This window comes from Paenibacillus swuensis (genome assembly GCF_001644605.1).
GTDB lineage: Bacteria > Bacillota > Bacilli > Paenibacillales > DY6 > Paenibacillus_N > Paenibacillus_N swuensis.
The window spans coordinates 53,712-75,000 of the sequence record NZ_CP011388.1 but is presented as its reverse complement, the minus strand read 5'-3'; the positions used below and the strand labels follow the sequence as shown (position 1 = coordinate 75,000).

Sequence of the window (21,289 nt, the reverse complement as noted above, 5' to 3'; positions counted from 1 at the left end):
CCGAAGCTATGGATTGATCGTAAGATCAGTGGTAGGGGAGCGTTGTATGTGGGTTGAAGGTGTACCGTAAGGAGCGCTGGACAGCATACAAGTGAGAATGCCGGTATAAGTAACGAAAAGACAAGTGAGAATCTTGTCCGCCGAAAGCCTAAGGATTCCTGAGGAAGGCTCGTCCGCTCAGGGTTAGTCGGGACCTAAGGCGAGGCCGAAAGGCGTAGTCGAAGGACAACAGGTTGATATTCCTGTACCACCGTAAGCCGTTATGAGCAATGGGGTGACGCAGAAGGGGAACGTTGCAGGCTGATGGAATAGCCTGTCCAAGCAGTGAGGCTGATGTGTAGGTAAATCCGCACATCGTAAGGCTGGGCTGTGATGGGGAGCGAAATATAAGTAGCGAAGAACATGTACTCTGGCTGCCGAGAAAAGCCTCTAGCCAGGTGATGGTGCCCGTACCGCAAACCGACACAGGTAGGCGAGAAGAGTATTCTAAGGCGCGCGGAAGAACTCTCGTTAAGGAACTCGGCAAAATGACCCCGTAACTTCGGGAGAAGGGGTGCCTCGGTAGGGTGAATAGCCCGAGGGGGCCGCAGTGAAAAGGCCCAAGCGACTGTTTAGCAAAAACACAGGTCTGTGCGAAGCCGTAAGGCGAAGTATACGGGCTGACGCCTGCCCGGTGCTGGAAGGTTAAGGGGAGCGGTTAGGAGCAATCCGAAGCTGTGAACCGAAGCCCCAGTAAACGGCGGCCGTAACTATAACGGTCCTAAGGTAGCGAAATTCCTTGTCAGGTAAATTCTGACCCGCACGAATGGCGTAACGACTTGGGCGCTGTCTCAACGAGAGATCCGGTGAAATTTTAATACCTGTGAAGATGCAGGTTACCCGCGACAAGACGGAAAGACCCCATGGAGCTTTACTGCAGCTTGATATTGGACTTTGGTACGATCTGTACAGGATAGGTGGGAGCCTGAGAAGGGGGAGCGCAAGCTTCGCCGGAGGCGCCGTTGGGATACCACCCTGATCGTATCGGAGTTCTAACCTGCGCCCGTGAAACCGGGTGAGGGACAGTGTCAGGTGGGCAGTTTGACTGGGGCGGTCGCCTCCTAAAGAGTAACGGAGGCGCCCCAAGGTTCCCTCAGAATGGTTGGAAATCATTCGAAGAGTGCAAAGGCATAAGGGAGCTTGACTGCGAGACATACAGGTCGAGCAGGGACGAAAGTCGGGCTTAGTGATCCGGTGGTACCGCATGGAAGGGCCATCGCTCAACGGATAAAAGCTACCCTGGGGATAACAGGCTTATCTCCCCCAAGAGTCCACATCGACGGGGAGGTTTGGCACCTCGATGTCGGCTCATCGCATCCTGGGGCTGAAGTAGGTCCCAAGGGTTGGGCTGTTCGCCCATTAAAGCGGTACGCGAGCTGGGTTCAGAACGTCGTGAGACAGTTCGGTCCCTATCTGTCGTGGGCGCAGGAAATTTGAGAGGAGCTGTCCTTAGTACGAGAGGACCGGGATGGACGTACCGCTGGTGTACCAGTTGTCTCGCCAGAGGCATCGCTGGGTAGCTATGTACGGACGGGATAAGCGCTGAAAGCATCTAAGCGCGAAGCCCCCCTCAAGATGAGATTTCCCAATTTAGTAAGACCCCTTGAAGACGACGAGGTTGATAGGTTCGGGGTGGAAGTGCAGCAATGCATGGAGCTGACGAATACTAATCGGTCGAGGGCTTATCCAATGACCTGAATTAACAGGTTAACGCGTAGTTTACATTCATTCACATTCAGTTTTGAAGGATCAAACCTTCAACAGTTTGGTAACAATGGCGAAGGGGAACCACGCGTACCCATCTCGAACACGACCGTTAAGCCCTTCAGCGCCGATGGTACTTGGACCGCAGGGTCCTGGAAGAGTAGGACGTTGCCAAGCAGCCCCCACTTTGGAGTAAAGTGGGTTTTTTCATGGGGCCATAGCTCAGCTGGGAGAGCGCCTGCCTTGCAAGCAGGAGGTCAGCGGTTCGATCCCGCTTGGCTCCACCAGAATGTAACACTATTCCCTGATAGCTCAGTTGGTAGAGCACTCGACTGTTAATCGAGTTGTCACAGGTTCGAGTCCTGTTCGGGGAGCCATCTGGAGAGGTGTCCGAGTTTGGTCGAAGGAGCACGATTGGAAATCGTGTAGGCGCCACAAGCGTCTCAAGGGTTCGAATCCCTTTCTCTCCGTAGCTTTACCTCATATGCATGGGATTCGAGACCCGAGGGGTTCGGTGAAGCATAAGCTTCGTAAGGATTACTTCGCATTCTCGAAACGTAGTGGAGAGCATCCCTTTCTCTCCGTAGCTTTACCTCATATGCATGGGATTCGAGACCCGAGGGGTTCGGTGAAGCATAAGCTTCGTAAGGATTACTTCGCATTCTCGAAACGTAGTGGAGAGCATCCCTTTCTCTCCGTAGTAAGGCCCGTTGGTCAAGGGGTTAAGACACCTCCCTTTCACGGAGGTAACAGGGGTTCGAATCCCCTACGGGTCACCATCACATATTTCGGAGGCTTAGCTCAGCTGGGAGAGCATCTGCCTTACAAGCAGAGGGTCGGGGGTTCGATCCCCTCAGCCTCCACCATATATACTTTATATTTAATGACGCGGGGTGGAGCAGCTCGGTAGCTCGTCGGGCTCATAACCCGAAGGCCGCAGGTTCAAATCCTGCCCCCGCAATTCAACCCCGCAAAGTGAAGATAAGCTCTGTAGCTTATTCTGATTACTTTGCGGGGACCCCAATCAGGGGATGAAGACTTTTCAGTGTGGAGCCGTGGTGTAGAGGCCTAACATGCCTGCCTGTCACGCAGGAGACCGCGGGTTCGAATCCCGTCGGCTCCGCCATTTTTTTTGCCCAAAATTAAATTGTACCTTGCCGTTGTAGCTCAACTGGTAGAGCAACTGACTTGTAATCAGTAGGTTGGGGGTTCAAGTCCTCTCGACGGCACCAGCTTTAACTTGGAGGATTAGTGAAGTGGCTAAACACGGCAGACTGTAAATCTGCTCTCTGACGAGTTCGGTGGTTCGAATCCATCATCCTCCACCATTTTCTATGATGGGGATTAGCCAAGCGGTAAGGCAACGGACTTTGACTCCGTCATTCCAAGGTTCGAATCCTTGATCCCCAGCCATTTCTCTCTTATGAGAGCCATTAGCTCAGCTGGTAGAGCACCTGACTTTTAATCAGGGTGTCGTAGGTTCGAATCCTACATGGCTCACCATTTACCTTTAACCAGGTAAACCTATAACTTGCCTGTATTACTATGCGCGTGTGGCGGAATTGGCAGACGCACTAGACTTAGGATCTAGCGCCTATGGCGTGGGGGTTCAAGTCCCTCCACGCGCATAAAAGCTTCCCGGGTAATATGAAGATATGCTCTGTAGCATATGCTTGTTATTTCCTGGCAAGTCCCTTTTTTCTTGCGGAAGTGGCTCAGCGGTAGAGCATCGCCTTGCCAAGGCGAGGGTCGCGGGTTCGATTCCCGTCTTCCGCTCCATATATGCGCCCTTAGCTCAGCTGGATAGAGCGTTTGACTACGAATCAAAAGGCCAGGAGTTCGAATCTCTTAGGGCGCGCCATTTATATTTATACTCTCGGGATGTAGCTCAGCTTGGTAGAGCACCTGGTTTGGGACCAGGGGGTCGCATGTTCAAATCGTGTCATCCCGACCATTTCAATGCGGGTGTAGTTCAATGGTAGAACTTTAGCCTTCCAAGCTAATAGCGTGGGTTCGATTCCCATCACCCGCTCCATACATATGTCCCAGTAGCTCAGCCGGATAGAGCATACGCCTTCTAAGCGTACGGTCGGGGGTTCGAATCCCTCCTGGGACGTAAAAATGATTAGACGCAGAAATGCGTCTTTTTTTATGTCCACGTAGATACGAATTCCCGACAAGGGGGACGTCTTAGCGCATTCGGCAAGAGCACAGCCCGGCCGCAGCGGAGTCGCGAGCACCATAGGACGGGATTACCGTCCTGATGCAGCATCGCATCCCTCCTAGGACGGCATTACGCTTCTACGATAATATCCGTGTGACCAGTCCATAAACGACCTTTGCACCTTTAGGGATATGAATATGTTCTTTGTCGCATCAAATGTGAGAGTCCATCGTGGAATGATTGACGATTCGTGATATAATACTATTGATATGGACGAACATTCAGACAATGAATATACATCTCTGAGATAGAAAGTAGGCGTTGCCCATGGCAGTGGACTCTAAAGCCAAGAAACCGGAATGGCTGAAAATTAAATTAACGACTGGTGATAACTATAAAGAAATTAAAGAAATGATGCGCTCGAAGACGTTGCACACCGTTTGCGAAGAAGCAAAGTGTCCGAATATTTATGAATGCTGGGCGAACCGTACCGCAACGTTTATGATTTTGGGGGATATTTGTACGCGCGCCTGCCGTTTCTGCGCCGTGAAAACTGGACTCCCCACAGAACTTGACTTACAAGAGCCGGAGCGTGTAGCGGAAGCAGCGGCGCAGATGAATTTACAGCACGCGGTTATTACTTCTGTAGCAAGAGACGATTTGAAAGACGGCGGGGCTTCTATATTCGCCGCTACGGTGAAAGCAGTGCGTGAACGCTTGCCGCTGTGCAGTGTCGAGGTGTTGATTCCGGATTTCATGGGTGAGGAATCTTCCCTGAGAATCGTAATGGACGCTAAACCCGATATCCTCAACCATAACATTGAAACAGTGGAACGCATGTCCAACCGAGTTCGCGCTAAAGCCAAATATAAACGTTCCCTTCAACTGCTTCAACGTGCCAAAGCTATGAATCCCAATATTCCTACTAAGTCCAGTATCATGCTGGGTGTCGGCGAGGAATGGAACGAAATTATTCAAGCAATGGAAGACTTAAGGGCCGTAGACTGCAACATCATGACAATCGGCCAATATTTGCAACCGACCAAGCAACATCTGGATGTTGTGAGATTCTATCCACCTGAAGAATTTGCCGTGCTGAAAGAAGAAGGTATGAAACGCGGGTTCAGCCATGTGGAATCAGGACCCTTTGTCCGCAGCTCCTATCACGCGCATGAGCAAGTGCAGTCCGCGCAACAACACCAATAATATAAAGCAATGTAACGCGGATAAAGGGGGAAACAGGCTTTGATTCAGTTGACCGAGAAAACGTACGAAATCATACAAGAGTATAAGAACGGTTGGAATGCCGAAGCATTCCGTGAACGATACAGCGAGGTTCTTGAACGTTATGATTACATTATGGGAGACTGGGGCTACAGCCAGCTTCGGTTAAGAGGCTTCTTCCGTGAAGAAAATCCCAAGGCAACCCGCGAAAGCTCGGTAGCGTGTCTTCAGGATTACCTTAATGAGTATTGTAATTTTGGGTGCGCGTATTTTGTATTGGAGAAAATTACGGAATCGAACTTTGCTGCCGGCGATAAAGCGAAATGGATTGTTGTGGATGAAAGCAAACCGGCAGAACGGCATACACCGAAGGCGCCGGAACCGAAAGGGGAAGCACAGCAGGATTCCGTTTCCGAAGGCAAAGGAGCACAAGACGGAAAGTCGCCCCGATCGGAAGGCAGATCGCAGGATAACCGGAGAAATCAAGGGCGTTATCAAGATCGCAATGCCGGAGGCCGTGCCTCAGCCACAGATGGCAAACCGGATAAACGAAGAGGCGAGTTGAAGCCTGACCGCAAGCAACACCAGGATCGTCCTCAGGAAGGCCGTCCTCAGGGTTTCAAAGGCCAGGGAGGCAAATCCAAGGGACAAGGCGGGAATCAAGCCTCAGGACCCAAGGTAAGCGTATCAGGAGGTGTTCAGACTGCACATGTGAGTGCAGCAGGTAACCAACGGACACCAGGTTCCTCCAACGGAGGAAACAGCGCAGCGTCCCAACCCCGCAGAGATGGTTCTTCGGGCAAGGGACGAGGTCATGCGAATGCCGGCGGCGGAAATCCCAATGCCAAATCAGCGAATACGGGAAACGGAAACGCCGGCCAAGGAAATATCCGAAACCTCCCTCAGCAGAACCATCAATCACCGATTAACACCAAGGGACCGGTCAACTCAGGTTCCGGAGAAAACCAATAAAAGACCGTTCGCCCCATAGAAACAAACCCGGCCAGATCTGAGCAATTGCTTAGATCTGGCCGGTTTTTTATGTTTATCACATGGGAAAGTAGTATTTTTCAGTCCACGTATACTGAATCGCACATCCTGAGAGGCCTCGATACAGATTATTCTATTCCATCGGTTCGTTACCGATAAACGCAGCACGGACGCGATTCCAGAACGGAAACGGACGATATCGGGCGAAGCTGACTTTTAATTCAGAAACTTGACTTCGAATAGACAGAATATCGTCCCGCTGAATGTTCATGTGATCCACAGACAGCTGCAGCTTCTGATCTTCACGGGGGAAAATATCACAAATATGATGCTTGGGTAATATCATGGAAGAGCCCAGTGTACGGTATACCCGATTGTTAATCGAGGCGATTTCCGCAATTTGCAGAGCTTCAATCGAAGGATGCAGCAAGGCGCCTTGCAAGCTCTTGTTGTAAGCCGTACTTCCCGAGGGAGTGGAGATACATATGCCGTCCCCTCGGAACATTTCGAAATCCTCTAAATTCACATTAATTTTGGCCACTAGGGTTTTTCCGTCATCTCCCCGAATTGTGAATTCATTGAGAGCGTAAAAAACCTCTTTGCCCGCTTTCTTCGTAACTATCTCGATCTCGGCAATAGGATATTTAACAATCTTCATCTCCACATCGGGCGTTGTCATACGCTTCACCAATTCAGCAATCTCAGTGGCTTTCCAGTCAGCGTAAAAACCCAAGTGACCCGTGTGGACACCCACGAAAGAGACCTTGTCCAATAAGTGGATATGGGAATGAAAGGCATGAAGCATCGTACCGTCTCCGCCTATGGAAATCACGATGTCAGGAACGTGTTGATCCATAGTCATCCCGCCTTCCGCAGCAAGTCGATGGAAGGTTTCCGTGAGTTCCTGGGATAGCCGGTCGCCTCGGTTCAGAATCGTATACTTCAAACATGGTCCTCCTCTATGTCGTTTAACTTGAAGTGGTTAGTTAGCCGCCCGTTGCTGTTGCATACGCGTTAATTTGGGTTACAACCGATTCCGGAATATCTCTGAATTCAACCGCGATCCGATAAGAAGAACCGGTCTGGGAAGTGACCCGAATGACCTCGCCGGTAACCTCAAACACTTCTTCATATACAGGCAAGTGGAACCTCAGGCGCAACAATAGCGGGTGGAAAAGCTTGCTTGTGCACAAAAAAGAAAGCCCGCCGCCGCTAATATCAACCATCTGTCCCTGAAAGGAGGTTCCTTGAATTTGTTGTTGTTTACGTATGCCGATAATCTCACAACGCAGAGGCAGCTTGTCCGTCAGTGTAACACGAGGGAATTTCCGGTTCTGTGACGTATAAAGTTCCTCTGGCGCGGCAAGGTGAATGAGGCATCGTTCGGCATTGTACTCTTTGCCAAGCATATGTACGAATGAATAATATAATATTCCTTTATCAAAAAAAGAAAACTCAATAAAATTTACTTTGTCCAGAGACAGCAGAGGGTTGAGATCTTCAAACTGCAATGAAGCTGTAAACTGATCTTCTGCTATTCGTTCAATAGTGAAACGGTTCTCGTAACAGAACGGCTGTCCGTCGTCTGTCTCTCCAACGATAATCATCTGGCAATTCGACTGCTCTGAAATTAAGTGTGACGTTACTGCTTTAGTCCAGTTCATAGGTTTCTCCATATATATCATCATAGATTTTCATGACTAAATCATAATCAATATAAGCCGAGAAAACAATGCTTAACACCTTCCCGGACATTACTTTTTATTAAAAGGTCTCGCTACTGTCACAATCATATGATGAAGAACGCTCATTGCTATTAGAATAACGAACAGAATCACGATGATGTATACGGAGTAGGATATGCCTTCCGCAATACGTTGCCCGGCAGGCATGTATAATGGGCTAAACACTTGTAACACACCGCCGGTTGTGCCCCTGAGTTGCTGTAACGGCTCCCACAACCACAGGGTAAGTAGAAAAGCCAATATGCCGTGTAACAAACGAGCGAAAAAAAACGGTCCGTACCGCATCCCCGTATGCTGGATTAAACTCACAATTTGCGCGTGAACGGATAACCCTGCCCAAGAGAGTACGAATGCAGCTGCAGCCGCTTTGTAAACCAGTGGAACGCCTGAACCTGCCGCGGCGGCAAATTTGGCCCCTAATGTTACTTCAAACCACCCATTGACGAAAGAAGGAGCCAAAGAAGCGGATATCCCTATACTGGCCAGCAGGGCTTCAGTAACCCCATAAAGCCATGGCATGAAGCCGGCGGCTGATAACAAGTCAATGACAGTTGCAAAAAAGACGACGAGTCCACCTACGATAAAGCTTAAGCGCAGTGAGGATTGTACGGCATCCTTTAGAAGCTCGCCAAAGGGACGGCCGTCCGCTGTTTTGGCTTCATGCATAGCCCGAAAACAGCGGACCAGTATATTTCCACGGACCGTTGCCTTAGCCGGAGTCGGCAATGATGACCGTCCGTGAAACCTCATAACAATTCCTACAAGGATGGCGGAACCGTAATGCGTGGCCGCCAGAATGGCTGCTAAACCCGCATCATGAAAAAATCCAATGGAGACAGCTCCGATGAGGAAGATGGGATCCGAACTGGTGGTGAAAGCGACGAGTCGCTCTCCTTCTTCTCGGGTAATCTGCTTCTGCTCCCACAGCTTAGCGGTGAGCCTTGCTCCGACAGGGTAGCCTGAAGCGAAGCCCATGGCCATAATAAAACCTCCAATGCCCGGTACTCGAAACAAGGGCCGCATCATCGGATCAAACAATGTTCCCATAAAATGTACCACACCGAATCCGATCATCAGTTCTGACATAACAAAGAAAGGGAAAAGCGCCGGGAATAGAATATCCCACCAGATGGCGATGCCTTTAAGCGCCGCGGATAAGCCTACAGCGGGGTGTTGGACGAGCAAGAGGAGGATGATTAATGCACCGGTGCTTATAAGGATAGAAGAAAAAATGGAAGGCAGACGCATAAAGAGCCTCCGTTTAGGTTTTACTATAAGATATGAGCCCGTTTCATAAGACATGCCCTAAGAAAAATATTAATAAAGCAGTGAATAAACAGGCGTAGTATACTGATTATTCTGAATACTTATGATATAATAAAGGTAACCAAAATCTTGATAGGCTCACTGACATCGTTATCATAACTTTAGAGTGGAGTGATGTATATGATGAGTGTAATTGCAGGTATACTCGTGTGCGCTTTCGTATACGTAATCAGAGAGTCTTTAATGGGACCCGCTGAAGAAGATTGGGAAAACTAAATGAACGGCGGAAGTTCATGTTACAGCACAGGTGCCCCCTCTGACGGGCACCTTTTTTTGATTTATCAAGAGGTGCATTGTGATATACTATAAGGTATTCAAAACCTTATCCAGCGTATGAATTGAGGGATCAGAAAGGAAACATTATGACCGACTTGCAAGCATTGACTTTTTATGAATTGCTGGGTGAAGCCGAAGGCGTGACACGGCTCGTACATACCTTCTACCCGATTGTATTGCAAGATGAGGAGTTAGCTCCCCTTTTTGCCGAAAGTAATATCGATTCCGTTATGGAGAAACAAGTGATGTTCCTGACTCAATTTTTCGGAGGTCCTCTCCTCTTTACAGAAGCTTACGGACACCCTATGATGCGCGCGCGTCATATGCATTTTGCCTTGACGCCGGAACTTGCCTCAGCTTGGCTAAGGTGTATGAAGGAAGCCCTGGTTCAACTGGGTACTGAAGAAGCTTTAAGGGATGCCGTCATCGAGAGACTCTCGGGACCCGCTTATCATTTTGTCAACACGCCGTGAACATACACCCTTAGGGAGGCATAATGCCAGATGGAACCGCTATTTGCAATCAAGGTACGATGTCATATGTGCTCCATAGTTTTTGAAACGTCAAGAGTAAGATCCAGCTTCAAACGTCCATATAGGACGGATGCCGATTTTTGCGGGCATTATAAAGAGATTAACCCTGATTATTACGTAGTGCGTGTGTGTCCCCATTGCGGTTAAGCGAGTACAGAAAATTCGGAAGATGGGATTTCGGAAGCTACAAGAGCCCTCTTTAAAGAAAGGGTTACCCGGAACTGGTCCCCGCGGGATTACGGCGGAGAACGAACCTGGGAAGAAGCTCTGCAATGTTACCAACTGGCATTGCTCTGCGCGCAAATCAAGAATGAGAGTCACCGGATGGTAGCCGGCATACTGCATCATATCGCATGGTTGTACCGAGACAAGCAAGATGCGGAGCAAGAACAGCGGTTTCTATCCTTTGCTTTGGATGCTTACACGAAAGTGTATGAAGTTGAGGAGGCAGAATTAAATCATGCAAGGTTGATGTATCTCATCGGAGAATTATATCGCCGAACGGGTCAATACAAGGACGCTGTGAAGTGGTTCGGATACGTAATCAATGACAAGAAGATCACAGACGCCGCGATGATTTCACGCAGCCGCGAACAATGGAAAGTCACGAGGGAAGATCTGCTGGGGCATCACTTGGAACTGCCTGATGAAATGAAAGAAGCGTGAACTAATTAAAGAAGGAGAAACCTCCTGGGAAGTTTCTCCTTCTTTATTGACCTCTGTTCGGAAACGGCTCGTTCGCAAGTAAGTAATCCGAATCCACGTCTACCAAAGTAACTCTTGCATGGCAACAGGGAAACACAAGCAGCTTCTTGCGTCCGTCATGAATTTCGGACAGTTCGCTTTTTCTTAAAGGGAGCAGGACATTAGAACTTAGGCAATAAGGGCATTCCGTTACATAAATATCATTCATCATGATGTCGTATGGCCAAGTTCGATTGAAGGGAATCATGACTTTCCGGTATCCTTTTCCGTTGCGGAGGCGAGTTCCGCCAGTTTTTGAAGCAGAATGTGCTGAGGCATGTGCATAAGCTGTTCAATCGGTACTTTTAAATGCTCCGCGAGCTTCACCGCGGTATCGGCTGATATATTTAATGGTTTCATCTTCGTTCCCCCCGAGAAGGTCTATTCGTTATATTCATAGTTATACACTTCCTTTGAACAAGTTTCAAATCGGAAGTACATTATAGAGAGGTGCGATGATGATGAATCAAACCAGAAGTCAAGTTTGGAACTTGGACACCATCTTTTCCGGAGGAAGCAACTCACCCGCATTTAACGAATTTCTGCAACAAGTTGAACAGGATATTGTCAGTTTTATGGAACTGGTACATAAGCCTTCGGAAGCCGTCTTTCGTGCGGACGATTTTGACAAAGCCGTTACATTGATGCAAAGTCTAACGAATCGCTTGCGTGAGGCCGGTTCCTTTGTGGAATGCCTGACAGCTCAAAACCAAAAGGACAAAAAGGCGGTTCAACTGACAGGTAAATTCCGCGGAATTCATGCCCGGTTTTTATCATCGCTGACGTATTTTGATTTAATGTTAACTCAAATCCCGGATGACAACTGGAATGCGTTGTTGAAGTCAGAAGATTATCGGAATCTCGAGTTCAATCTGAATGAGCGAAGACACCTGGCCAGCGAGAAGATGGCGCCGGAGTTGGAAGCATTGGCCAATGACTTGGCTGTAGACGGTTACCACGGATGGGGAGCACTGTACGAGACCACCGTAAGTCAAATTCAAATTTCTTATGAAGATCAAGGGGAAAGCAGAATGCTGTCGGCTGGGCAGGCTTTTAACAAATTACACAGCGCCGATCGACAAGTTCGTGAAGAGATGTCCGCGAAGTGGGAAGCAGAGTGGGAGCGTAAGGAGGATTTTTGCGCAGATGCCCTGAATCACCTCGGCGGGTTCCGGCTGCAGTTGTACAAAGGTCGCAGATGGGATGCCGTTCTGAAAGAACCTTTAGCCATCAACCGTATGTCGGAAAACACCCTCTCCGCAATGTGGGATGCGATTAACAGAAAGAGTCAAACGTTCCTGGACTTCTTGCAGCGGAAGGCTCAACTCCTTGGATTGGAGCGATTGAATTGGCACGATGTAGATGCGCCCCTGGGTAAGGCAAGCAAGGAATATTCCTATGATGAAGCGGCTGAAATTATCGTGGAGCAATTTCGGAAGTTCAGTCCGAAGATGGCGGATTTTGCGCACAGAGCCTTCGAGGAGCAATGGATTGAAGTTGAGGATCGACCAGGGAAGGGGCCAGGGGGATTCTGCACATCCTTCCCTTTCAGCAAGCAAACCCGTATATTTATGACTTTCTCGGGGACAGCATCCAACGTGTCCACGCTTGCCCATGAGCTCGGTCATGCCTATCATCAATATATAATGGAGGATATGCCCGCGCTGGCACAAGATTATGCCATGAACGTAGCGGAGACGGCCTCCACCTTTGCGGAGCTGATTGTGTCCGACGCTGCGGTAAAGCAAGCTGAGAATGATGAGGAGAAGCTGACTTTGCTGGAAGACAAGATTCAGCGTTCTATCGCATTCTTCTTGAATATCCAGGCGCGATTCCTCTTTGAAACCCGCTTCTATGAGAAGCGAAAAGAAGGGTTGGTTAGCGCGGTTGAATTGAGCGAACTCATGGTACAGGCCCAGAAGGATGCTTATCACAATGTGCTCGGGGAGTATCATCCGCATTTCTGGGCTTCCAAGATGCACTTCTACATCACTGAAGTGCCCTTTTACAACTTCCCGTACACTTTCGGATATCTGTTTAGTTTCGGCATCTTCGCGCGTGCTCTGAAAGAAGGGACCGACTTCGAAGATAAATATATCTCTTTGCTTCAGGATACCGGCAGAATGACCGTGGAAGAGCTTGCGCATAAGCATCTGAACGTGGATTTAACACAACCTGATTTCTGGAATGAGGCTGTGGGGTTGTGCGTTCAGGATGTCGAAGCATTCTTGGACATGACAGCGTCCTAGCGTAACCATAATGAAGAAGACCGTTCCCCATGGTGGGAACGGTCTTCTTCATTATGTAAGGATGATCAAAATTTAAAGATTTGAATCGTTCGTTGTAATTGAGAGACCAACTGCGACATACTTTCAGAGCGTTCAACCATGTCTTGTACAGATGCAATCTGTGCATTCATGGAAACGGAAACCTCTTCCGTTCCGGCTGCGGATTGCTGCGTGATGGCGGAAATATTCTCAACGGCGTTGGATATTCGGCGCGAGTTCTCCAGCATCTGTTCGCTTTCTTTACTAAAGGAAGCAATCTGGTTTCCAATAAAGCTTACAGAATCCACGATTTCAGAAAAGACCCGTTCTGTTTCCTGGATTAATCCGTTCTGCGTATTTACAATCTGCTCATTGGCTTGAATATGATGAATGGCTTGATGGATGCCGCGTTCAATACTTTTGACTAAATTAAACACTTCTTTCGTGGAGGCGGTCGATTCTTCGGCCAGATTCCTAACCTCTTGGGCAACTACTGCAAAACCTTTACCATGTTCACCGGCTCTGGCTGCCTCAATGGATGCGTTCAGAGAAAGCAGATTGGTCTGCTCAGCGATTTCGGAAATGGTCTTCGTAATCTTCGTAATGCCCGCGGCTTGCTTAGCCAGCTCGGAAATGGTCGCGGATACGTTCGCTGTCGCTTGGATATTGCTCTTCATCCCCTGAGTTTGGCTTTCAACAGCAAGGCGGCCTTTCTCAATGAGATTCACGGTATGTTCAGATCTTTGATTCATCTCACGGGTGGACTGAGCGTAAGCAACGACTTTGGATTCTATATCCTTAACGGATACGGACATGTCGGATACATCCTCGGAAATTTCGTTGGCTCCCGTTGCGAGTTCTCCTGCGGATAGCGTAACTTGTTGAAGGACATTGCGCAGATGTTGATTCTTGAGGTAAATGTCGCGGCTGGAATCGGATACGGTTCTGGAGATCGTTGTTGTTTCGTTCAAAATTTCTTTCAGCTTATCAATCATCCGGTTGAAGGAATGCCCCAGCTCTCCAAGAGCATCTTCCGAGCGCACTTCAATTTTCTGTGTAAAATCCCCTTTAGAAATACCGAGGGCAACGCGGGATAAGCTCGTAATCGGTTCTGTTAGCGCTTTCTCGAGTAGGTTAAAAATAAAATAACTGCCTGTTAACATCAACACAATCAGAATAATACCCAGAAACACAGGAAAATCAGAATTGAACAGAATCACCAAGGTAATGACAGAAAACAAGCCGACGACTGTAAATCCACCTCCGAACAATTTACTACGGAAAGATAAACCGTTAAACCATTCCATCATATCCACCTTCTTAACTAAGTATTAACACCCAAATTTCTCCTTATTATATCACTCTATGAGACAATAGGTCTATAAAATCTCCTTAAACCTGTTGCAAAATTTGTTGAAAAATGAGTTATTACCAGTTATTTTCATTATTTTATAATTTTTATGTAAATTTATGTTGATATTAGGTCGCAAGTCGCATTATAATGATAAAAACTCCCTATAACTGGGTGTGATTTGCATAAACAATACGGAAGGAGGAGATTCATTGTTAATTGAACAGCTCCCTTTAGCTAGGCAGCTAGATATGGCTTTTAAGAAATTACTTGGAGAATTAGACTATTTATCTTCTGGCACGGTCTTCATCCAAATCCGCAACAATGCGATCGGTAAGTTTGGCATTCGTCATAATCCAATCGAGAGCAAGGACGGAGCTATGAATGAACCGGGGAAAGGTTTGACGGGTGCGCAGCAGAGCGCATTCTGCACAATGGCAATACAGTCGTTGAAGATGAAGAAGCATTGGACGCATGGAGAAATTTATTTCGATTTTACTGTTAGACAGAACGTACTAGTCGCAAGTGTACAGTTCGAGTCCAACTACAACATGGCGAACCTCGTGGCTGAAATCAACCAGCATAGAATCTAACAGAATGATAAAGAGAGATAAAGCACTTATTCTTCTATCATTATACATACGATTTAACCCTTTTCCGTTTTCTCGGAGAAGGGTTCTTTGTTTAAAACCAGAATATTTCGTCCACACTGCATAGATAGACATACAACAACAGGCGGTGGTACAGGAATATGAAAACCGGATTCGTTGTACTGACGTTATTACTCTTTCTGTTACTTCTCTTCCCTTTTCGACAGGAGCAGGATCATGATTTCGATGACCCCGTCCTGGGTGATATTCAGACAGAGCAGGTAGATCCTCTACGCCCGGAAGATATTGAGAGAGAACAAGAAGAAGAGGAAGAGAGCATTCGCGGGAAGGTTTACAGTAATACCATCAGAGGTTCTGTATACAAGTAAACACAAAGGAAGGTGACTGCGCACAGTCACCTTGTTAAGTATGGTATAACTGATTATCTGGAGTAACGTCCAGCTAGTTGTTGCTCGGCGATTTCTACAAGACGGCGAGTGATGTGTCCACCGATAGCGCCTGTATCGCGAGTCGCCATGTTACCGTAGTAACCATCTTGCGGAATTTGAATACCCAATTCTTGAGCGATTTCATACTTCAATTGCTCAAGAGCTTGGTTCGCTTGTGGTACTACCAAATCATTAGTACGGCTAGATCCTGATCCCAATGTTATCACCTCCATGAAGGTAGTATGACCATAAAGTAAAATAATACGCATTCTGCAAAAAAAATTTTGGCAGGTATTTTATGCCGAATTCAAACGTTGACTTTGTCGGTTTGCCGTATATAATTAGTGTAAATATTGAAACGCTATGACAGGAGTAAGTACGTCCGTATCGCGTAGGCTGAAGAGAGCCGGTGGGTGGTGTGAACCGGTGCTGCGGCGGATGGAATGGGTCTTGGAGCGCGAGGCTGAAGAGGTGCAGTTTGCGCCTTGGGTAGGCGTAGTCGGTTTCTCCCCGTTATGGAGATCAAGCATGTTATTACAGCGCGGACGAGATGAACTGCATCTTCGTTCCTTAAGGCGCAGATTAACATGGAATTAGGGTGGTACCACGGTCTTTCGTCCCTTGCGACGGAAGGCTTTTTTTGTTTTTTTTATAAAAGGAGATGAATATCTATGAAAAAAGTATTGTCAGGCATACAACCGAGCGGCCAACTAACGTTAGGCAACTATATCGGCGCGATTCGAAACTTTGTGGAGCTGCAGCATTCGCATGAGTGTTATTTCATGGTGGTGGATCTTCATGCGGTCACAACTCCACAGGAACCGGAAGCTTTACGTGAGAACAGCGCATCTGTAGCGGCTCTTTATCTTGCGTCAGGTATTGATCCCCAGAAAGCCAGCGTATATCTGCAATCCCATGTTCCGGCACACGCTGAATTGGGATGGTTGATGACAACGCTCACGTATATGGGCGAATTGGAGCGTATGACGCAGTTTAAGGATAAATCCGCAGGTAAGTCCTCCATCGGTTCAGGTTTGTTTGTGTACCCTGCGCTAATGGTAGCGGATATTCTCGCTTACAATACCGACTTGGTTCCGGTTGGCGACGATCAGAAGCAGCATCTGGAGCTTACGCGGGATTTGGCCCAGCGGTTTAATCAACGCTTCGGAGATTTGTTCACGGTACCTGAGCCCTATATTCAAAAGGTAGGCGCTCGTATTATGTCTCTAGACGACGCTTCAAGTAAGATGAGCAAGAGCAGTCCCAATCCGGCTAGCTTTATATCGATGTTGGATGCGCCGGATGTGATCCGGAAGAAGATCAGCCGCGCTACGACGGATTCCGGACGTGAAGTGAAGTTTGATCCGGCCAACAAACCTGAAATCAGCAACCTCATGAGTATTTATGCCGGATGCTCCGGTTTAAGTTTACAAGAGGTGGAAGCCAAATATGAAGGCGAAGGCTACGGGGCATTTAAGAAAGGCGTAGCCGAAGCTGTTGTCAGCTTGTTGGAACCCATTCAACAGCGTTATTATGAGATCCGGGAATCCGGTCAACTGGACGCCATTCTGGCTCAGGGCGCGGAGAAGGCGGCTGTAACGGCAAACGCTACTTTGCGCGAAGTAAAACAACGCATGGGCTTTCGCTTATAATAAGTATCATTTCGATAAAAACACCCTCAACCTACTCGGTTGAGGGTGTTTCGTATGGCGCAACTATTCTTCGGATTCCTGTTGTCTGCGTAGACGAGCTTTCAATGCAAAAGAATAACCTAACAAAGCGACCCAAGCTACAATCAATCCGATGACCAGCCATACGTTGCGAAAACTAAGGGCAGCACCGACTCCAACCAGCAGAATTGTAGACAGAACGGCAAAAAATAAGGATAACGATTTGCTCAAAATCTTCCACCTCAAAAATTCGTTTTTTTCGGAATATAGTGAATAACAAGTTCTGCACGGTATCATAATAAGTTTGCAAGCTTGCAAATACATCAGAGATTGCACATTCGAAGGGAGATTTTCATTATGGGATCAGGATCAAGCCGTACTAACGATTTAGTTGTACCACAAGCTAACCAAGCATTAGAGCAATTGAAATATGAAATCGCTCAAGAGCTTGGCATTCAAATTCCGCAAGACGGTTACTACGGTAACATGGCTACTCGCGACACAGGTGCAATCGGTGGTCACATCACTCGCCGTTTGGTTGAAATCGCTGAGCAATCCATTTCCGGTCAATCTCGTTAATCTATACATCTTGCATCACAGTAAAGCTCAAGGGAATCCCCTTGAGCTTTATTGTATTTCAGTAGCTGTCCATCCGCAATCTTTTCTCTAACCGTTCATCGCTTAACCAACCTACATAAGCATCCAACACTTTGTATTCCGTGTTCATCAAGATGACACCCACAAACGGATATTGTTTACGGTGCCGGTAACGAACATCTACCCAACGCACTTCATACCCCCATTTATGCTCTTTCACATCCGCGCAAGCAAATGAAGAGAAGTACGTAAAAGCGCCGATTTCTTGCGACTGCTTGGATAGCTCCGCGGCAGGATGATCGGAACAGGTAGCCTGGTCCAACCAACGTAATGTTCCCCCGGAAAAATCGCCGATGCGATAAGAACGGGAATCTATACGCTTTACCACGTTCCAGGCGTTATATTTAACGGTAGGAATCGCATAGTAGGTTTCCCCTGTCTTATACTCGGGATCGTGCTTAGGCAAGCTCCGTTGCAACCAGAAGTGAACAAACGTGCGCCATAAATAGTATCCGGCAATGATGATATACAACGCGGTGAAGATAAACTCCGGTTTCGTTAAACTGAATGTCCAGAACAAGATCGCGATCACGTGCGCAACAAAGATGAACGGATCGAAGATGTGAATAATGTTCCATGAAATCCACTTCTCTGTAAGGGGGTAAGCCGCCTGGGTACCATAGGTGTTAAAGCAATCAATGAAAACATGCAACGCGACAGCGATAAATACCCAAAGCATAAGATGCGCAACGGAAGCTGCAGGAAAGAATAACGAAATTAGCCCAGTTATAAGCAATGTCCAAAGCGCAACCGCCGGCAAGGAATGGGATTTACCGCGATGATTCTTAATGTAAGCCGCATTGCCGCGAAAACGGATAAGGGTGTCTGCGTCAGGAGCTTGTTGTCCCAATACGGTACCGATAAACACCGCGGTAGCAAGGGTGGAATCGGAAGCCACAACAGGGTCAATATGAGCCAGTCCGGCCAGTCCGAGTCCGATAACTAGATGGGTTCCTGTGTCCAAACGGTTCTCCTCCTAAAGTCAGGAATACTATTACAACATTATCATCCTACGCGATCTATTTTATAATGTAAGAAAAGAAATATGTTCTATAGTATATAAAGCAGAAGGAAGGAAGGCAAACCAACATGCGTAAAATTTTTGTGGAGTACAAAATAAAATCCGATTACAGGGAGCCCTATCTGAAATTTATGAGTGAACGCATAGCGGCTTACAACGGGCAGGGGATTCGTATCGAATGGCTGGAAGGAGCGGATCAAGCGCAGCTTTTCGTAGAGATCTGGCATAATACCTCCGAGGATTTCTACCTGCAATTAAAAAAGGAACGAACGGAAGAACTTGCGAAACCAACGTTATGGGAACCGTTTCACGTATGGATTGAAGGCGGGAGGGCTAAAATTCATGTGTGGGAATTTAAACAAGTAACCCCCTCTTCGAAGTGAATCCGAAGGAGGGGGTTGGAAGATGAACAGGGCAGCAGGCAAACTTATCTGGTTACAGGTCCTTGGAAGCCTTGGAACGGGTAGTTATAAGTAATATCTTCATCGAACGTGATGTAATCGAGATAAATCATCAAGAGCAAGTAATTGACACCGTTGGCATCCTCCAGGATAATGTGATCCCGGCCGGCGCCTTTCAGGACGCCTTGAAAGATTTTGTTATTCCATTGCGCGCTGTTTTCGAACGTCATATACACGGTTGCAACCTTGCCGAGGTTTAGCCGAAGAATATTTTCTATGTAAGATTCTTCAACAAACGGAAGTACAGCCGACGCAACGGCACCCGGGACTGTGCCAGGGAGATAACTGCCGCTCGGTTGCGGCGGGGTCATCTGACCTCCTGGACCTCCGGGCATCATACCTTGCCCTTGTCCGGGCATCATACCTTGGCCTTGCATCGGGTAACCGTAGGGAACAGAAGATCTTGGAAAGGGAGCATATGGATACATGTTTATACATCATCCTTTCAATCCTTTATAATCGTGAAACAGTACACACGTCTCAATAAACGCTTGGGCAATCACCGCGTGTCGGCGCGAAGAAGCAGTGGGCTTTGAAGCGCCCCGTGTTACGTTGATCGTACCAGGTTGCCGGACAACCGCCGGTTGGGCGATAAAACCATAACCCGTTCGTGGCGGGATGTTGACGTTCTCCATTGATTACTCGTTTCGCCAGCTTGATTTCGGATTCCCTTGCCCGTTGGTAGAAGTAACCTTTAATCGTCGCTTCAAAGCCGCCGGGACGCTGGTAAATCATTTGGGGCAATGTGCGGATGTTGCGGAAATCAAGGCAGTTGCCCCGAACTCGATTCACGCCTACATTGCCTACCATAAGCATGCCAAGTTCGCCTTCACCCTCGGCTTCCGCACGCATTAATCGTGCCAACAATTTCGTATCCTCGGCATTCGCCTTGATGACAGCCATGATGATTCCTTCCTTTCCAAATCGAAGCTTATGCTGTTCATGATCATACTTTCAGTACAATGTATGGGCTAAGGAACCATTTCATGACTTAATTGTGAAATGAACGAAACATATTACAATCCTATGAATTCGCCATGGCGAACATTGTCAAACGGGAGCAGGGTTTGCTATGATGTTAAGAGTTACAGGAAACAAGGAGGATCATAAGCAGTGGATACACCTCAAGCGGGAGTACGTCCCGTGTGGAAAGACTATATAACACTAACGAAGCCTAGAATCCTCGCTTCCAATTTAATTGCTGCTTTTGGCGGGTTCTGGTTGGCCTCCAAGTGGGATATCGATTGGTTATTATTGTTCTATACATTGATGGGCACCACGCTTGTTATGGCGTCATCATGTGTTTTCAATAACTATCTGGACCGGGAGCTTGACACAAAGATGGAACGGACAAGCAACAGGGCTTCCGCGACCGGCCGCATTAAAGCTTCATCCGTATTTAACTATGGCGTCATCCTGGGCGTTGCGGGTTTGTTGGTACTCTGGCTGTTAGTTTCCAATCTGGCTGCGATCCTGGGTATTATCGGCATGATCGTCTATGTGGGCATCTATACAGCGTGGCTTAAACGCACATCAACCTTGAGCACAGCGGTTGGCGGACTTTCAGGCGCTATGCCGCCGGTCATTGGATACTGCGCAGTATCCGGCACAATGGATATCGGGGCTTGGTTGCTGATCGCCATCCTCTTTCTTTGGCAGCCTCCGCACTTCTGGGCGCTGGGCATTTATCGCAGAGAAGAATACCGAGCGGCAGGTTTCCCCTTATTGCCCGTCGTGAAAGGCGTGCATCGGACGAAGATTCAGATGATTCCATATATTGTCCTCTTAATTGTAGCGGATGCCGCGCTTTACTATTATGGTTATGTAGGCTGGATTTTTCTTATTGTAACGACTGTTTTAGGTGTATATTGGCTCATCTCCGCGCTATCCGGCTTTAAGGCGAAGGACGACGACGCCTGGGCCCGCAAAAATTTTAAGCTCTCCGTTAACTTCCTCATGATTCTGTTTCTGGTCATGATTATTGATACGGTGAGTGTGTAAACAAGAGCGGAATGGTTTTAATGTTCATACAGATCATTATTGAGACGCCGAGAGGCGTTTTCTTTTTAAGCGGAGAG

At 47.7% G+C, this 21,289-nt stretch carries 21 protein-coding genes, 17 tRNA genes, 2 rRNA genes, 1 pseudogene and 1 other annotated feature (1 of these 42 running past the window's edge); of the genes and pseudogenes, 30 read left to right on the top strand and 11 right to left on the bottom strand.

What is annotated here, in order from left to right:
- From SY83_RS00465 to SY83_RS00365, 21 genes are all read left to right on the top strand, one after another.
- Positions 1-1,729: ribosomal RNA gene (locus tag SY83_RS00465) — 23S ribosomal RNA — on the top strand; it begins 1,199 nt to the left of the window's first position.
- Positions 1,730-1,803: 74 nt separating this feature from the next.
- Positions 1,804-1,920 (top strand): 5S ribosomal RNA (rrf, locus tag SY83_RS00460).
- Between the two features lie 34 nt (positions 1,921-1,954).
- Positions 1,955-2,030, top strand: a tRNA-Ala gene (locus SY83_RS00455).
- 14 nt (positions 2,031-2,044) lie between these two features.
- A tRNA-Asn gene (locus tag SY83_RS00450) sits at positions 2,045-2,120 on the top strand.
- A gap of 3 nt (positions 2,121-2,123) precedes the next feature.
- A tRNA-Ser gene (locus SY83_RS00445) sits at positions 2,124-2,213 on the top strand.
- Between the two features lie 234 nt (positions 2,214-2,447).
- Positions 2,448-2,522, top strand: a tRNA-Glu gene (locus tag SY83_RS00440).
- Between the two features lie 11 nt (positions 2,523-2,533).
- Positions 2,534-2,609: transfer RNA gene (locus SY83_RS00435), tRNA-Val, on the top strand.
- Between the two features lie 21 nt (positions 2,610-2,630).
- Positions 2,631-2,704 (top strand) — tRNA-Met (locus SY83_RS00430).
- 88 nt (positions 2,705-2,792) lie between these two features.
- Positions 2,793-2,869 (top strand) — tRNA-Asp (locus SY83_RS00425).
- A 30-nt stretch (positions 2,870-2,899) separates the two neighbouring features.
- Positions 2,900-2,975, top strand: a tRNA-Thr gene (locus SY83_RS00420).
- A 10-nt stretch (positions 2,976-2,985) separates the two neighbouring features.
- A tRNA-Tyr gene (locus SY83_RS00415) sits at positions 2,986-3,071 on the top strand.
- A gap of 10 nt (positions 3,072-3,081) precedes the next feature.
- A tRNA-Gln gene (locus SY83_RS00410) sits at positions 3,082-3,156 on the top strand.
- 14 nt (positions 3,157-3,170) lie between these two features.
- Positions 3,171-3,246, top strand: a tRNA-Lys gene (locus SY83_RS00405).
- Between the two features lie 44 nt (positions 3,247-3,290).
- Positions 3,291-3,371, top strand: a tRNA-Leu gene (locus SY83_RS00400).
- A 76-nt stretch (positions 3,372-3,447) separates the two neighbouring features.
- Positions 3,448-3,522: transfer RNA gene (locus SY83_RS00395), tRNA-Gly, on the top strand.
- A gap of 5 nt (positions 3,523-3,527) precedes the next feature.
- A tRNA-Arg gene (locus tag SY83_RS00390) sits at positions 3,528-3,604 on the top strand.
- A 16-nt stretch (positions 3,605-3,620) separates the two neighbouring features.
- Positions 3,621-3,697: transfer RNA gene (locus SY83_RS00385), tRNA-Pro, on the top strand.
- A gap of 7 nt (positions 3,698-3,704) precedes the next feature.
- A tRNA-Gly gene (locus SY83_RS00380) sits at positions 3,705-3,778 on the top strand.
- Between the two features lie 7 nt (positions 3,779-3,785).
- Positions 3,786-3,859: transfer RNA gene (locus SY83_RS00375), tRNA-Arg, on the top strand.
- Positions 3,860-4,234: 375 nt separating this feature from the next.
- Entirely contained in the window at positions 4,235-5,113 is an 879-nt protein-coding gene (gene lipA / locus SY83_RS00370) for a lipoyl synthase (protein WP_068603288.1), read from the top strand.
- 39 nt (positions 5,114-5,152) lie between these two features.
- On the top strand, positions 5,153-6,103 hold the full coding sequence (locus SY83_RS00365) for a YutD family protein (protein WP_068603287.1): 951 nt from the start codon (positions 5,153-5,155) through the stop codon (positions 6,101-6,103).
- A 151-nt stretch (positions 6,104-6,254) separates the two neighbouring features.
- Here SY83_RS00365 and SY83_RS00360 read toward each other — a convergent pair whose 3' ends face one another.
- The 3 genes from SY83_RS00360 to ylbJ all read right to left on the bottom strand — a co-directional run bounded on the left by SY83_RS00360 (position 6,255) and on the right by ylbJ (position 9,114).
- On the bottom strand, positions 6,255-7,067 hold the full coding sequence (locus tag SY83_RS00360) for an NAD kinase (protein WP_068603286.1): 813 nt from the start codon (positions 7,065-7,067) through the stop codon (positions 6,255-6,257).
- 40 nt (positions 7,068-7,107) lie between these two features.
- Positions 7,108-7,785: a flagellar brake protein gene (locus SY83_RS00355; RefSeq protein WP_068603284.1), complete on the bottom strand. Its 678-nt coding sequence runs from the start codon at positions 7,783-7,785 to the stop codon at positions 7,108-7,110.
- Between the two features lie 90 nt (positions 7,786-7,875).
- Positions 7,876-9,114: a sporulation integral membrane protein YlbJ gene (ylbJ, locus tag SY83_RS00350; RefSeq protein WP_068603283.1), complete on the bottom strand. Its 1,239-nt coding sequence runs from the start codon at positions 9,112-9,114 to the stop codon at positions 7,876-7,878.
- A gap of 440 nt (positions 9,115-9,554) precedes the next feature.
- Here ylbJ and SY83_RS00345 point away from each other — a divergent pair, with 440 nt between their 5' ends.
- Positions 9,555-9,941, top strand: a complete 387-nt coding sequence (locus tag SY83_RS00345; RefSeq protein ID WP_068603282.1) for a globin domain-containing protein — start codon at positions 9,555-9,557, stop codon at positions 9,939-9,941.
- Positions 9,942-9,971: 30 nt separating this feature from the next.
- Positions 9,972-10,667 (top strand): annotated as a pseudogene (locus tag SY83_RS00340) (DUF2225 domain-containing protein).
- A 43-nt stretch (positions 10,668-10,710) separates the two neighbouring features.
- Here SY83_RS00340 and SY83_RS00335 read toward each other — a convergent pair.
- Both SY83_RS00335 and SY83_RS00330 read right to left on the bottom strand, forming a co-directional pair.
- Entirely contained in the window at positions 10,711-10,953 is a 243-nt protein-coding gene (locus tag SY83_RS00335; protein ID WP_068603280.1) for a hypothetical protein, read from the bottom strand.
- Positions 10,950-11,105 (bottom strand): YycC family protein, encoded by a 156-nt coding sequence (locus tag SY83_RS00330; protein WP_068603279.1) that lies wholly within the window; start codon positions 11,103-11,105, stop codon positions 10,950-10,952. The genes SY83_RS00335 and SY83_RS00330 overlap by 4 nt, the downstream gene beginning before the upstream one ends.
- A 101-nt stretch (positions 11,106-11,206) precedes the next feature.
- Here SY83_RS00330 and SY83_RS00325 point away from each other — a divergent pair, with 101 nt between their 5' ends.
- Positions 11,207-12,994: a M3 family oligoendopeptidase gene (locus SY83_RS00325; protein ID WP_068610679.1), complete on the top strand. Its 1,788-nt coding sequence runs from the start codon at positions 11,207-11,209 to the stop codon at positions 12,992-12,994.
- Positions 12,995-13,059: 65 nt separating this feature from the next.
- Here SY83_RS00325 and SY83_RS00320 read toward each other — a convergent pair whose 3' ends face one another.
- Entirely contained in the window at positions 13,060-14,319 is a 1,260-nt protein-coding gene (locus SY83_RS00320; RefSeq protein WP_197480025.1) for a methyl-accepting chemotaxis protein, read from the bottom strand.
- A gap of 295 nt (positions 14,320-14,614) precedes the next feature.
- On the opposite strand from SY83_RS00320, the gene SY83_RS00315 reads away from it, so the two are divergent.
- Both SY83_RS00315 and SY83_RS00310 read left to right on the top strand, forming a co-directional pair.
- On the top strand, positions 14,615-14,956 hold the full coding sequence (locus tag SY83_RS00315; protein ID WP_231891330.1) for an O-methyltransferase: 342 nt from the start codon (positions 14,615-14,617) through the stop codon (positions 14,954-14,956).
- Positions 14,957-15,114: 158 nt separating this feature from the next.
- On the top strand, positions 15,115-15,342 hold the full coding sequence (locus SY83_RS00310) for a hypothetical protein (protein ID WP_068603274.1): 228 nt from the start codon (positions 15,115-15,117) through the stop codon (positions 15,340-15,342).
- 53 nt (positions 15,343-15,395) lie between these two features.
- Here the strand turns inward: SY83_RS00310 and SY83_RS00305 are convergent, their stop codons facing one another.
- Positions 15,396-15,620 carry an alpha/beta-type small acid-soluble spore protein gene (locus SY83_RS00305; RefSeq protein ID WP_068603273.1) on the bottom strand — a complete coding sequence of 75 codons (225 nt, stop codon included), beginning with the start codon at positions 15,618-15,620 and terminating at the stop codon, positions 15,396-15,398.
- Between the two features lie 136 nt (positions 15,621-15,756).
- Positions 15,757-16,027, top strand: a binding site (T-box leader).
- A gap of 46 nt (positions 16,028-16,073) precedes the next feature.
- Between SY83_RS00305 and trpS the strand changes: the two genes are divergently transcribed.
- Positions 16,074-17,054, top strand: a complete 981-nt coding sequence (trpS, locus tag SY83_RS00300; protein ID WP_068603272.1) for a tryptophan--tRNA ligase — start codon at positions 16,074-16,076, stop codon at positions 17,052-17,054.
- Between the two features lie 63 nt (positions 17,055-17,117).
- Here trpS and SY83_RS00295 read toward each other — a convergent pair whose 3' ends face one another.
- Complete coding sequence (locus SY83_RS00295; RefSeq protein ID WP_068603268.1) at positions 17,118-17,303, bottom strand: DUF5325 family protein; 186 nt, start codon at positions 17,301-17,303, stop codon at positions 17,118-17,120.
- Between the two features lie 126 nt (positions 17,304-17,429).
- Between SY83_RS00295 and SY83_RS00290 the strand changes: the two genes are divergently transcribed.
- A complete protein-coding gene (locus SY83_RS00290; RefSeq protein WP_068603264.1) occupies positions 17,430-17,651 on the top strand; it encodes an alpha/beta-type small acid-soluble spore protein in 222 nt (73 codons plus the stop codon).
- A 58-nt stretch (positions 17,652-17,709) separates the two neighbouring features.
- Here the strand turns inward: SY83_RS00290 and SY83_RS00285 are convergent, their stop codons facing one another.
- Positions 17,710-18,693 (bottom strand): metal-dependent hydrolase, encoded by a 984-nt coding sequence (locus SY83_RS00285; RefSeq protein WP_068603262.1) that lies wholly within the window; start codon positions 18,691-18,693, stop codon positions 17,710-17,712.
- A 125-nt stretch (positions 18,694-18,818) separates the two neighbouring features.
- On the opposite strand from SY83_RS00285, the gene SY83_RS00280 reads away from it, so the two are divergent.
- Positions 18,819-19,133, top strand: a complete 315-nt coding sequence (locus SY83_RS00280) for a hypothetical protein (RefSeq protein ID WP_068603260.1) — start codon at positions 18,819-18,821, stop codon at positions 19,131-19,133.
- A 44-nt stretch (positions 19,134-19,177) separates the two neighbouring features.
- Here the strand turns inward: SY83_RS00280 and gerQ are convergent, their stop codons facing one another.
- Together gerQ and SY83_RS00270 are read right to left on the bottom strand one after the other, a co-directional pair.
- Entirely contained in the window at positions 19,178-19,639 is a 462-nt protein-coding gene (gene gerQ / locus SY83_RS22490) for a spore coat protein GerQ (protein WP_082882224.1), read from the bottom strand.
- 52 nt (positions 19,640-19,691) lie between these two features.
- Positions 19,692-20,114, bottom strand: coding sequence for a cell wall hydrolase (locus SY83_RS00270; RefSeq protein WP_068603258.1), 423 nt, complete (start codon positions 20,112-20,114; stop codon positions 19,692-19,694).
- Positions 20,115-20,324: 210 nt separating this feature from the next.
- On the opposite strand from SY83_RS00270, the gene cyoE reads away from it, so the two are divergent.
- On the top strand, positions 20,325-21,212 hold the full coding sequence (cyoE, locus tag SY83_RS00265; RefSeq protein ID WP_231891329.1) for a heme o synthase: 888 nt from the start codon (positions 20,325-20,327) through the stop codon (positions 21,210-21,212).
- The last annotated feature ends 77 nt before the right edge of the window (positions 21,213-21,289 follow it).